Annotated in this window: 9 protein-coding genes, 4 tRNA genes and 1 pseudogene; 2 read left to right on the plus strand and 12 right to left on the minus strand. The window is 40.1% G+C overall.

Annotation, left to right across the window (positions count from 1 at the left end; translation table 11 throughout):
* Positions 1-56 precede the first annotated feature (56 nt).
* The 11 genes and pseudogenes from tuf to KPY62_RS06090 form a co-directional block, all read right to left on the minus strand.
* The gene (gene tuf, locus KPY62_RS06040) at positions 57-1,247 is read right to left on the minus strand and encodes an elongation factor Tu (RefSeq protein ID WP_216581223.1); all 1,191 of its coding nucleotides are present in this window, start codon (positions 1,245-1,247) and stop codon (positions 57-59) included.
* A 12-nt stretch (positions 1,248-1,259) separates the two neighbouring features.
* Positions 1,260-1,374, minus strand: a pseudogene (locus KPY62_RS13885) (GTP-binding protein); the annotation flags it as partial.
* A gap of 549 nt (positions 1,375-1,923) precedes the next feature.
* Positions 1,924-1,998, minus strand: a tRNA-Thr gene (locus KPY62_RS06050).
* A 138-nt stretch (positions 1,999-2,136) separates the two neighbouring features.
* Positions 2,137-2,210 (minus strand) — tRNA-Gly (locus KPY62_RS06055).
* Positions 2,211-2,272: 62 nt separating this feature from the next.
* Positions 2,273-2,356, minus strand: a tRNA-Tyr gene (locus KPY62_RS06060).
* A gap of 20 nt (positions 2,357-2,376) precedes the next feature.
* Positions 2,377-2,452 (minus strand) — tRNA-Thr (locus KPY62_RS06065).
* A gap of 212 nt (positions 2,453-2,664) precedes the next feature.
* On the minus strand, positions 2,665-4,161 hold the full coding sequence (trpE, locus tag KPY62_RS06070; RefSeq protein WP_216581225.1) for an anthranilate synthase component I: 1,497 nt from the start codon (positions 4,159-4,161) through the stop codon (positions 2,665-2,667).
* 369 nt (positions 4,162-4,530) lie between these two features.
* Positions 4,531-5,985, minus strand: a complete 1,455-nt coding sequence (locus tag KPY62_RS06075; RefSeq protein WP_216581226.1) for an FHA domain-containing protein — start codon at positions 5,983-5,985, stop codon at positions 4,531-4,533.
* An 84-nt stretch (positions 5,986-6,069) separates the two neighbouring features.
* Complete coding sequence (locus KPY62_RS13715; RefSeq protein WP_228730586.1) at positions 6,070-6,927, minus strand: RsiV family protein; 858 nt, start codon at positions 6,925-6,927, stop codon at positions 6,070-6,072.
* Between the two features lie 568 nt (positions 6,928-7,495).
* Positions 7,496-8,206: a hypothetical protein gene (locus tag KPY62_RS06085; protein WP_216581227.1), complete on the minus strand. Its 711-nt coding sequence runs from the start codon at positions 8,204-8,206 to the stop codon at positions 7,496-7,498.
* Positions 8,207-8,423: 217 nt separating this feature from the next.
* Positions 8,424-8,783, minus strand: coding sequence for a hypothetical protein (locus tag KPY62_RS06090; protein WP_216581228.1), 360 nt, complete (start codon positions 8,781-8,783; stop codon positions 8,424-8,426).
* A gap of 263 nt (positions 8,784-9,046) precedes the next feature.
* On the opposite strand from KPY62_RS06090, the gene KPY62_RS06095 reads away from it, so the two are divergent.
* The gene (locus KPY62_RS06095; RefSeq protein WP_216581229.1) at positions 9,047-9,766 is read left to right on the plus strand and encodes a glutathione S-transferase family protein; all 720 of its coding nucleotides are present in this window, start codon (positions 9,047-9,049) and stop codon (positions 9,764-9,766) included.
* Positions 9,767-9,888: 122 nt separating this feature from the next.
* On the opposite strand, the gene KPY62_RS06100 is transcribed toward KPY62_RS06095, so the two are convergent.
* Positions 9,889-11,496 carry a peptide chain release factor 3 gene (locus KPY62_RS06100; protein WP_216581230.1) on the minus strand — a complete coding sequence of 536 codons (1,608 nt, stop codon included), beginning with the start codon at positions 11,494-11,496 and terminating at the stop codon, positions 9,889-9,891.
* 484 nt (positions 11,497-11,980) lie between these two features.
* Here KPY62_RS06100 and KPY62_RS06105 point away from each other — a divergent pair, with 484 nt between their 5' ends.
* The gene (locus KPY62_RS06105; protein WP_201621885.1) at positions 11,981-12,394 is read left to right on the plus strand and encodes an Ohr family peroxiredoxin; all 414 of its coding nucleotides are present in this window, start codon (positions 11,981-11,983) and stop codon (positions 12,392-12,394) included.
* Positions 12,395-12,530: the final 136 nt, after the last annotated feature.

The raw sequence follows: 12,530 nt of genomic DNA on the forward strand, positions 1-12,530 counted from the left end.
CAATAAAGAGAGTGGCTTTTGACTAACTGATTAAGCGTTAACCCAGAGGTTAAGTCTTAAACGTTTACGTTAGCAACAACACCAGCGCCTACAGTACGGCCGCCTTCACGAATAGCGAAGCGAAGACCTTTGTCCATAGCGATTGGGTGGATAAGCTCTACGCCCATCTCAACGTTATCACCAGGCATTACCATTTCAGTACCGTCTTGTAATTGGATTGCGCCAGTTACGTCAGTAGTACGGAAGTAGAACTGTGGACGATAGCCGTTTAGGAATGGCGTATGACGACCACCTTCTTCTTTCGACAATACATACACTTCAGCGTCAAACTTAGTATGTGGAGTGATAGAACCTGGCTTAGCTAGTACTTGGCCACGTTGCACATCTTCACGTTTAGTACCACGTAGTAGGACACCACAGTTTTCGCCAGCACGACCTTCGTCAAGCAGTTTACGGAACATCTCAACACCAGTACAAGTGGTTTTTTGAGTGTCACGGATACCAACGATTTCGATCTCGTCGCCGACTTTAACAATACCAGACTCAACACGGCCAGTTACAACCGTACCACGACCAGAGATTGAGAAAACGTCTTCGATAGGCATTAGGAAAGGCTTATCGATTTCACGCTCAGGCTCAGGAATGTAAGTGTCTAGGATACCTAGCAATTCTACGATAGCAGGCTGACCATATTTTTCTTGCGAGCCTTTTAGCGCTTCAGTTGCTGAACCTTTAATAACTGGAGTGTCATCACCTGGGAAATCATAGTCGCTAAGTAATTCACGAACTTCCATTTCTACTAGTTCTAACAATTCTTCGTCATCAACAACATCACATTTGTTCATGAATACGACGATGTATGGTACACCAACCTGACGTGAAAGCAAGATGTGCTCACGAGTCTGTGGCATAGGACCATCAGTAGCTGATACTACAAGAATAGCACCATCCATTTGTGCCGCACCAGTGATCATGTTTTTAACATAATCGGCGTGACCTGGGCAATCAACGTGAGCGTAATGACGAGCTTCAGTGTCATACTCTACGTGACTGGTGTTAATCGTAATACCACGTGCTTTTTCTTCTGGAGCTGAGTCAATAGACGCGTAGTCTTTGGCTTCGCCACCTGAAGTGATAGCCGCAACCGTTGCAATAGCAGCAGTTAATGTAGTTTTGCCGTGATCAACGTGTCCAATAGTACCGACGTTGACGTGTGGCTTTTTGCGTTCAAACTTGGCCTTTGCCATGGCCACCTGAAGTGATAGCCGCAACCGTTGCAATAGCAGCAGTTAATGTAGTTTTGCCGTGATCAACGTGTCCAATAGTACCGACGTTGACGTGTGGCTTTTTGCGTTCAAACTTGGCCTTTGCCATGGGTATTTCCTCTTTTATTGGTGAATCTTTATGCTTAAAAAACAATAAACAGTAAGATTAATGAATAGCTGTTTGACGGCTCATGATAGATTTATAACCATCAAACCGTTGACGCTATGGCTTATCTAATAAATAGGGTCTATAAACTTAGCTAATATATGGGTACGAGACTGATTTTTTCAATCTCAGTATCAACTTTTTGTTCAGTAAAATATTATTAGCAAAAACTCTAAATCACCATCATTTTTTAGCAATCGACTAGTTAATCAATATTATTAACAATCAAGGTTGCTAGAAGCAGTTTACTCTCGTTAATGCTTAGGGTCAAAAAGCAAAATATATGCTACTGACAGCACTAAAAGGCAACACCTCGGTGTCACCTTTAATTTATCACTACCGAATTGATTTTATGATTTTTGATGATGTCATAAACTTTATAAAGCGATTCATCCTAACCGATATTTGTATTTCGAAAACAATGTCGATCACTATATCGAAAATAGATTATAGCAGCTTAATAAAGTAAACATCATAAGCTTTAATAATAAATGGAGCTCATATTGAGAATTGAACTCAAGACCTCTCCCTTACCAAGGGAGTGCTCTACCGCTGAGCTATATGAGCATATTTTTAAATGACTGACAAATTAGCCGACAGCTTATAAAAAAATATCACGAAACAATTCATAAAAGCTGATTGTCGTGATTAATTATTGGGTGGTTATTTTGGCAGTATCTATCTAGTTTACTTATAGCACATATATGGAGCGGGTGGCGGGAATCGAACCCGCGTCATTAGCTTGGAAGGCTAAGGTGTTACCATTATACCACACCCGCAATGGCTCTATATTAGACTACTTAAGAGCCTGCTTGGCGCTAGGATAAACTTTAAAACAATATGGTGGTGGGAGAAGGATTCGAACCTTCGAAGCTTTCGCGACAGATTTACAGTCTGTTGGGTTTGACCGCTCCCCAATCCCACCTTAGGTTACTTTGAAAGAAATGGTGCCGACTGCCGGGTTCGAACTGGCGACCTACGCATTACAAGTGCGTTGCTCTACCAACTGAGCTAAGTCGGCTTGTTCTTTCAAAGTGGGGTGTATTCTATCAAATATATTATAAAACACAACCCTTATTTCTATTTTTTTATCATTTTATTGAAATTAATTTTTAAGCTTTTGATTACACTGCATTTTTTTTGTAAAAAAACATCGTGATTAGCAGTTTGCTTTTGACTTAGCCACCCTAATAATCACTAACATCAGTAAATTAGGGTAGCACTGCTTAAATATTAACGAATGCGTAAACCGTCACAAGCCATTTTTACCGCTTTAACCAATGCTAAGGCTTTTTTGTTAGTTTCATCCCATTCCGATTCTGGGATTGAGTCAGCGACTACTCCTGCCCCTGCTTGGATATGTATTTTGCCACGACGCATTACTGCGGTACGAATCGCTATAGCGGTATCCATATTGCCATTCCAACCTAGATAGCCGACTGAGCCACCAAACACTGTGCGACGTACCGGTTCAACCTCATCGATGATTTGCATTGCACGAATTTTAGGTGCTCCTGATAGGGTACCTGCGGGGAAAGTAGCACAGAAAACATCTAATGCATCTTTACCAGGTAGTACTGTACCTTCGACATTAGAGGCGATGTGCATCACTTGCGAGTAACGCTCAATAAACATCTTCTCAGTGACTTTGACGCTGCCATATTCACAGACACGACCTATATCATTACGCCCTAAATCAATTAACATCAAATGTTCGGCAATTTCTTTGGTATCTGACAGCAGCTCTTTTTCTAATGCCAAATCTTCAGCCTCATCTATCCCACGTTTACGGGTTCCAGCGAGCGGTCTTACCGTCACTTTACCATTTTCGATGCGGGATAAAATCTCAGGCGAAGCGCCAATAATATCGAAGCGCTTATGATCATCTAAAGTGTAGCCGTGCACCAAAAACAGATAAGGCGATGGGTTTAAGAATCTCAATGCACGATAAACGGCTAATGAATCACCCTTGTAATCAGCTGTCAAACGCTGTGCAGGCACTACCTGCATTACATCTCCGGCAAAGATATACTCTTTTATTTTATTAACATCATTGCAGTATTTTTCTTTACCAGTTTGCGAGACAAACTTTGGCGTAGGCATGATTGGCGCCTTTAAATCTGGCATTTCTGCTAATTTATCTTCTATTTTTTCCAACTCACGGATAGCGGTGCCGTAGCCATCTTCGGTATTACAATCAGCATAAACGATAATAGATAGAGTGTTTTCTAAGTTGTCGAAGACAATCACACTCATCGATAACATCAACCACATGTCGGGTAATGACATAGTATTCGGGGCATTAGATAGGCCCACACTAGGCTCAATCACTCTGACCATGTCGTAACCAAAATAGCCGACTAAGCCGCCACTAAAACTAGGTAGAGCGGCCACTTCATCTTCTGTCGGCATCTTATACTGCTTCATAAGCTGACGAATGTAATCAAAAGGATCTGCTACTGCATCCCTATCGATTTGGTCATCTTTTTTGATAGTCATAATGCCATCAGCGTACTGCAAGATTAGATCACTACCTAAGCCAATCATCGAATATCGTGCCCAACGCTCCCCGCCTACTACTGACTCAAACAGATAAGCTGAGCCGCTCAAGTCTCGCACTTTAGAGAACACAGAAACGGGTGTTTGAGCATCCATTAATCGCTTCTTCACTAAGGGAACATGGCTATAGCCTCCATGTTTAAAGGCTTGATATTCTTCAAAGGTCATCATAATCGACAGTCTCTTGACACTACATTTATAAGATATAAGCGTGACACGCTATAACGAAGGCTTGAATACAAATTAAAATAGGCTATTAGGCCATAAAGTATGTGACATAGTTAAGCCCGCCAGTATAGCAAAACTAGCGAGCTTTATAAGTAATGAGGGTTACTAGACGGTATTTAAAGTAGGCCAGCGTTTGCCGAGCTATTAACGGTGTCTTAAGAGCTCAGAAATAGTCGAATAAACGCCTTTACTGCACTCTAGAGACCCTTTTATATACTAGCTAGGCTAAGGCCGCAATAGCAGGTATTGAGTCGCTACTGCAGCACTCCTTACTAGCGGTTATTCATTGAACAAAATTATAGGATAAGAAAGTTACGCACCGCCCATATTGAACAGCCATAAGGCTAATCCCACAATGATAATCGCAATAAATACCCAAATAAACCAAGTGCCACTAGGCTTTTTGTCTGAATGCGCGCCATTGGCTGAGTTATCCAGAGCTTGATCCATAGCATTGTTGCCTTGAGTACCTAAGTCGCGACCTTGGCCTAAATTAGCGGTCCCTGAGAACTGCCCAGTTGCCGCTTGTTTCGCTCGCAATACATCTGGATCGGCTTCTTCTTGCAGCGCGGTGGTGGTAGTCTTGTCATGCTCAGGACTAACTACAGGCTGTTGATAAGCGTCTTGCTCATGGATAAGCGGTTCATCGCTCACTGCTGCACTGTTTATCGACTCGCTAGTCATAGGCTCACTGATAATAGGTTCGCTAACGACAGGCTCTTTGACTGGCAACGCTGCTGCTAAGGGCTGTTTAGGTATCTCATCGGCAAGCACTTTTTCTTGTTCAGTAACCACGCTCGGCATAGCTGCTGAGGCCAATACCTCGGCTATCATAGTCGATTTGACTACTGGCTCTGTCGATGGAGTGACTAAAGGTAGTTCAACTATCGGTTGCTGAACTAATGAGTGCTCACTAACTTCCTCAGCGCTAACTGGTTCAGTGATTGGTAGCGCATCGGGGTTTTGCTCTAAATTTGCTACTGGTTCAGCAGTCTGATTGGCTAACGCATAGTTTTCTAATACCGTCTCTTCAACTACACTTGGCTCTACTGTGGCTGGCTCTATTACTGGAGTAGTGATAGTGTCCGTTATTGCAGTGCTCGCCGTTCCAGCCGATAACTTTTCTATATCGTTATAAGTGTCGTTGCTGCTAACTGTCTCAACGCTATTAACATCAGTGACAGTATTAACATCAGTGACAGTATTAATACCAGCATCAAAATCGTTTTCAGTAACTATGTCTCTGCTAATACTAGCATCAGCATCTATATAAGCTTCACTAACTACATCGACTTCATTAAATAAATCGTCTTCACTAACCGCATCAGCTTCAGTAACTACATTAGACTCAGTAACTAGATCAGCTTCATTAACCCCATCTGACCCAGTGAGCAAATTAGACTCGCTAACCATACCAGCTGCTGGGGTTGTCACTTTAAAACTAAAGCTAGCAAAGCCAAGAGTATCGTTGACTTGCACTGATGTGGACTGATTGCTTTCGATACGTTCATCATTGATGAAAGTGCCGTTAGATGAGGCTAAATCTTTAACATATAACTCGCCATTTAACACACTGAGTAGGGCATGGTTACGCGATACTTCTTTACTGCCCAACACCACATCATTATCAGTGCCACGGCCAATTGACAAGCTATCAGTAACGGTTAATGTTAAGTTACCAAGCGCTTCGGTCAGCGCATTTAGCTGCCAGTTTAACCCTTGTTTATCGCTATTCGATGAATCCTGTTGACCCAATTGATCACTCATTGTCTTGCTCCTTGATTTTGATTTAACTTTTAAATGTTTTTAACTACCCTGTAACGGTTTATCGATAGCTTTTGTGGCGCCTTATTATTTTGCTAAAAAACTAGGTTTAATGATGCCGCTAAGCTTAGCATAAGGAATGCTCAATACTGGCATACCATAAGCATAAGGGCCGATATCATAATGCTGATAGCGAATATTAATGCCTTTATCTGTTAGAGTCACATTATCACTCAGAGTAAAAGGCCAGTTTTTCTCATAGTTACTGACATCTTCATCAACTGTCTTAACCCATTCTTTATAGGCCTGATAAGCCAGCGCTTTAAAGCGTGATTGCTTACCTAGTTGCAGCATATCTGCCAGTGTTACTTGCTTTTTACTATTAACATCAAATATTAAGTACTCGCTAAGCGGCATGCCATGAGCACCACCAGTGAAAACATAAGAGTTGATCTCAAACAGCTCAAAATCTTCAGTTTGGGTCGACTTTGTACTACCTTGCTGTAAATGGCCCTGCTGTACACGACCCTGCTGTACACGACCCTGCTGTACATGACCCTTCTGTACATGACCCTTCTGTACATGACCTAAGTACTCAGGCTTAACCAGTAAGCTATAAGACCCTGAGCTATCAGCTGGCATATCTTTAAACTGCGACCGGGCAAAGTCATCGATAGCCAACTTTGCCGCTTTTATAGTAGTCGATTTATTGACTGGCGACTCACTAGGCTTACTATTGATGACCAAATTATTAATACGAGCGTTAACTATGTTATTGATCCAATCATGATTAGTCTTAAGATATTTAACCTCAATCTCTGGGCAATTACTTTTTTTGTAGCATTGATCTTGCACAGTCTTAGGCAGCTCATAATCAATATATTCTGTGCTGCTAATAAGAGTGCTAGCGTTGGCAGAGAGGCTAAGTAATGAAAAGCATCCCATAACAGACGCTAATAAAGAGCTTTTGAAAAAGCCAGCGTTTGTCTTATGATTATTAAGCAATAGATTAAATGACATTGTAAACTCTACTAGTTAATTGATTAATAAATAGCTTGCTTAGTTCTCATAATCATAGCTTATCTATAAATAAATCTTTGTTTGAAATGTGTTGATAGCTGGTAGTGCGCTCAGCGCTCTATAGCAGTGTTTAAGTTGAGACACGGTCGCAGATTAGCGGCTAATTATAGAAAATAACTGATGAAGAAGATACCGTTAGCATGCCTTTTGACTGATGTCTAAGTTGAGGCGATTTTTGGGTTTATGCGGTCAATAGCTATTATGCTCCTACCTTGTGAGTGATGCTAACCGGTGATACGGTGATACGGTGATACGGTGATAACCCTAAAAGTGTTAATAATGAGAGTCGAGACTGAATCCTCACTCTCTGATTAGCGTCAAGCTGATACTACCTCTAATAGTCTAATTTGAGTAGTTCCATTATACCAGTCTGTTTTGAGTGGTCTATTAATAGGTTTGAAGGGTGCAATAGCTGGTTCCCTTGGAGTATACCTCAAGGGAACTGAAATTCACAGTCAAAATTTTTCGTATGGTCTATAATATAGTGCCTATAATCTCTACGTTTGGATCCTAAACTATTTGACTGTTCTTTGAGAATAGTTTGATAGTTTTTATTAAAGTCACTCAATAAATAAGCCGCTGACGAATCAATGATAAATCGGTTGTTAGGTTTGTCGAAACGCGCTAGATAAGTATAAGTAGTATCGATACCTGATGATCCTTTTTCGGCAACATCATTATCTATGTTATAAACTATACAATCTGTTAATAAATTCTCTACAGGCATTTCAAGTAAATAATAAATAGTATTATTATACCTAACAGCGTTACTTGCTAAATTAAATTCTGGGATTTTATCTGTCCTTTTTAATCCTTCTTTAGTCAACACATACATGTTTTTATGAGGATACATCTTCTCGTTGGTATTAGCATTCAATATATAATGCTCAGAACTCAGCAAATCTCGAGGGGCACTCTCAATAATAGAATAATACTCTTGATAGATATCATGGGTAATGAAATAGTATTTATCCCCTTCTATATACAATGCTCTATCTTCTTCATATCCAACAATATCATCAACTTTTTCTTTATGAATTTTTAGAAAATAATTACTACTTGTTTCACATTTTGGCAGCAAGGTTGCTAAGAATATTAGGATAATTATTATAGACAGCACTTTTAAAGTCTTTACACTTGTCACTATTTAGATACTCCGCCTTGCCTTGATTTTGACAACATCAGCTGCTCAGAAAGTACACCGTGAAGTACACTACAATTATCTAAAAAATAAAAATATTGATACCAATAGCCTACAGCGAAAGGTTCAAGTCCTCACTAGGGTACCGAACCAGCGAAAGCACCTGATTGGTTCGGTGTAGGTGTAGCTATACCCTAATATGATAAGATCTTTAAGGGATCTAGTTTAGCTGGTTCATATCCTTGTCTATCAGAGTAGAGTGGTCAATTTTAAATATTGGATACACATCAATAATAGTCAGTCTTTTAGCGTATAAATCCTGATAATTTAGATATTCTATAATGATCTGATTCTCATATATCATAACCCTCATCGCTCCTTCTTCATATATCTTAAATATTAATGCTTCATCTTGATATATATAAGCAGATATTGAGTTCTGAATATCACTGATAGAAAAAACCATTTTTTTATTTTGTGTATCAATTAATGTGGATTGTAGCAAACCATCATTATCTATATGACTCTCGCATCCAAACATCTCCATAAAATCTACATCTTTAGGATAAAAGAACGACATTTTCTTTCCTATGATCAAAGTCTCTAGTCAATTAATTTCGTACAATTTAGGATGATAGACGAAAGAGTGCTAATTATATAGCCAATGCTTCGCTACCTATATGGCAAACGGAACATGTTCAACATAAATTAGATTATGATAAATAACCTTGAATAAAAGAAGTCAGTTTACCTTAGCCCCATTTAGGTATACTTTTTGAAAAATAAAAATTACTTTTACAGATACAATAGAGACTTACTCTCCAAACCTTATAAGACATTGTTATGAAAAAACCTGTTCTTATCATCGGAAATAAAAACTACTCATCATGGTCGCTACGTGCTTGGTTGCTATTAAAAGCCTTTGACGTTGATTTTGAAGAGCAGTTTATTGATTTGCTTGATCCATTAGCAGCGTCTGTGCTTCAAGCGAATTCACCAACAAGTAAAGTGCCCGTTTTGCTACAAGATAACGGTGACAGCGACACCATCAAAGTTTGGGACAGCTTAGCCATTGCCATTTATACCAATGATTATCTAACTAAAACGGATATTTGGTCAGGTCATAATAGTTTTGAAACTGATAACGAAACTGATAATGAGACAAAGCAGCCATATCCAAATCTCAAAACAGATAGAGCATACTGCCAAAGTATCGTAGCAGAAATGCATTCCGGCTTTATGGGCATTCGTAGTGATATGCCTATGAATGTCATAGAAAAATTGTGTATTGAACCGACTGCTGCCTGTTTAAACGACATTGCACGCATTGAATGTATTTTTGCAGAGTGTCTAGCAAACAGACCCGTAGACAGCTATTTATTCGGGGGTTTTACAGTTGCTGATGCGTTCTTTGCTCCTATTGTCCTCAGACTACAAACCTATGCGCAAGCATCAGAAATAGAGCTAAAATTAATCACAAAGCAATACTGCCAAACTATGTTACGTAACCCGCATATCCAAGCATGGCAGGAAGCAGCACGACAGGAGCACCCTAAAAACTAACTCTGATTGATTGATAACTTCTTTTATAAAAGTTAAAACTATTAACGTCCTAAAGCAATGATTTAAACCCGTAAAAAAGACACGATAAACGTGTCTTTTTTTATACTGATCATTACTAAATATTAGTGCTCACGAGTATTACTAAAAGTCACTTCTGGATAGCGCTCTTGCATCAGCTGTAGGTTCACTCTTGAAGGCGCTAAGTAAGTCAAATACCCACCGCCATCGATAGACAATTGATCATGAGCTTTGCGTTTGAATTTCGCTAATGCCACTTCATCATCACAATGAATCCAACGTACCGTAGCAATAGACACTGACTCAAAAGTACATTGTACTTTGTACTCTTCTTTTAGTCGGTGAGCTACTACTTCGAACTGTAGTACCCCAACTGCACCTAAGACTAAATCGTTATTGATCTGTGGCATAAATACTTGGGTAGCGCCCTCCTCGCTCAACTGCTGCAAGCCTTTTTGTAGGGCTTTTGACTTCAGTGGATCACGTAAGACCACTCGACGAAAAAGCTCAGGAGCAAAATGTGGAATACCGGTAAAGTTCAGCTCTTCCCCTTCAGTAAAGCTGTCACCGATAGAGATAGTACCGTGATTATGCAGACCAATAATATCACCAGGATAAGCCTCTTCTAAAGCCTCACGATCACCAGCCAAAAAAGTTAGAGCATCGGCAATACGTACGCTTTTATTTAGACGCACATGCTGTAGTTTCATACCTTTTTCGTATTTACCTGAGCAAACACGTAAAAACGCTATACGGTCACGATGACGAGGGTCCATATTGGCCTGAATCTTAAACACAAAGCCGGTAAATGCCGTTTCAGTAGCCTTAACTTCACGCTCCTCAGTGGGATGCGCTTTTGGTGGCGGCGCATATTTAACTAAGGTATCAAGTACCATATTGACCCCGAAGTTACCTAAGGCCGTACCGAACAACACTGGCGTCATCTCACCCGCTAAGAACGCCTCGACACTGAAATCTTCTAGCGCCATTTGTACTAGCTCTAACGACTCTTCAAACGAGGCAAACATCAATGCCCCTAAGCGCTCGCGAATGTCAGGATAGTCATAACCATCACGAGTCTGCGCTACGGTGAGATCACCGCCATGGCCTTTTTCATAAAGGTAGGTTTTGTTTTCCGTTAAATGATAAACCCCAATGAAGTCTTGTCCCATACCTATAGGCCAAGTAAGTGGAATACATTTAATCTTCAATACTGATTCAATCTCACTTAATAGCTCAAGGGGCTCACGAATCTGTCGATCCAGCTTATTGACGAAGGAGATGATAGGCGTATCACGCATCCGACACACTTCCATCAATTTAATCGTTCGTTCTTCAACACCTTTTGCCCCATCGACCATCATCAATGCACTATCGACGGCAGTTAGAGTACGATAAGTATCTTCACTGAAATCGGCGTGACCGGGCGTATCTAGCAGGTTAACCATACTATCTTGATAAGGGAACTGCATCACTGAGGTAGTGATAGAGATACCACGCTCTTGCTCCATACTCATCCAGTCAGAAGTCGCATGACGGTCAGTCTTACGACCTTTGACTTCGCCTGCCACCTGAATAGCTTGACCCCATAATAGGAGCTTTTCGGTCATCGTGGTCTTACCAGCATCAGGATGCGAGATAATCGCAAAAGTACGGCGTTTAGCAACCTCGCGGGCAAGCTTAGCTGGAGAGATGTTATTGTCTGCGCTCATAATCGGTAACTTATGGTTAAATTTCGGAAGGAAATAGCAATATTTAATAAAGGGTTTAATAATAAATAGGATAGATTTTAGTGGGCGTATTGTAGCGGATTTATGCTTAACATGCTATTTTTGCCAACTATCTTAATGGTTCTAGTAGCCACACAACCTTATCAATATAAGACCAAAAAACCTTACCTTCAAGGCTCTATAAAGTTAGTATTTGATACCTTTACATGGGGATTTTTGAGCTTATCCTAATAGTGGTAGCACTTGCATATAAAGCTTGGCTGATTATTTTTTTGCGATTATCAAAGATTTATTCTACAGCACACTTACAAATTAGTAGCTTAGAGTTACCACGCCTACATAGTGTGATGACCAGGGTTTGCTATTCTTAGCAATGTATTCTACTGTTATTCATTAAACGCAGATAATATATTAAGTTTTAACTAAAGCCTATTTACAACAATAAACTCATATAAAAGGACATATCATGAAAACATTATATTCTACCAAAGGAACGGTTACTGGTGGTCGTACAGGTAAAGCTAGTCTGCAAGACAGTGATCTGACTATCAATATGGTCGCACCAGGATCTGGTAAAGAGGGCAATAATCCAGAGCAACTATTTGCAATGGGTTATGCCGCTTGTTTTGATGGAGCGCTTGCAGCTGTTAAAGGCATGGAAAAAGCTAAATTTGATTCTACCACTGAAGTTTCAGTAGATTTACTACAAGGTGAAGGCCACGACTATCAATTGGCGGTAAAAATTCATGTTAGCGCTGAAAACACAGAGCTATCAGCGGAAGAGTTCCAAAAACTAGTCGAAAAAGCCAATGAGGTCTGCCCATATTCTAAAGCTACCCATGGTAATATCGATAGCGAAGTCACTTCTGAAGTGAAGTAATCGTCCTCATTTATAACCCGTTAATAGCATCATAGAACTATAAAAGTATTAACATAACTGTTATATTTAATAAAAGAATCCAGTCAGCACTGGGTTCTTTTTTTATGGGCATATCTTTTATAGTTGCAGCTGCTTA

This window comes from Psychrobacter sp. TAE2020 (assembly GCF_018919485.1).
Lineage (GTDB): Bacteria > Pseudomonadota > Gammaproteobacteria > Pseudomonadales > Moraxellaceae > Psychrobacter.

Bases quoted from the DNA above. Each gene is read 5' to 3' on its own strand.
- tuf (WP_216581223.1), bottom strand. From the start codon at position 1,247: ATGGCAAAGGCCAAGTTTGAACGCAAAAAGCCACACGTCAACGTCGGT.
- trpE (WP_216581225.1), bottom strand. From the start codon at position 4,161: ATGATGACCTTTGAAGAATATCAAGCCTTTAAACATGGAGGCTATAGC.
- KPY62_RS06075 (WP_216581226.1), bottom strand. From the start codon at position 5,985: ATGAGTGATCAATTGGGTCAACAGGATTCATCGAATAGCGATAAACAA.
- KPY62_RS13715 (WP_228730586.1), bottom strand. From the start codon at position 6,927: ATGGGATGCTTTTCATTACTTAGCCTCTCTGCCAACGCTAGCACTCTT.
- KPY62_RS06090 (WP_216581228.1), bottom strand. From the start codon at position 8,783: ATGTCGTTCTTTTATCCTAAAGATGTAGATTTTATGGAGATGTTTGGA.
- KPY62_RS06095 (WP_216581229.1), top strand. From the start codon at position 9,047: ATGAAAAAACCTGTTCTTATCATCGGAAATAAAAACTACTCATCATGG.
- KPY62_RS06100 (WP_216581230.1), bottom strand. From the start codon at position 11,496: ATGAGCGCAGACAATAACATCTCTCCAGCTAAGCTTGCCCGCGAGGTT.
- KPY62_RS06105 (WP_201621885.1), top strand. From the start codon at position 11,981: ATGAAAACATTATATTCTACCAAAGGAACGGTTACTGGTGGTCGTACA.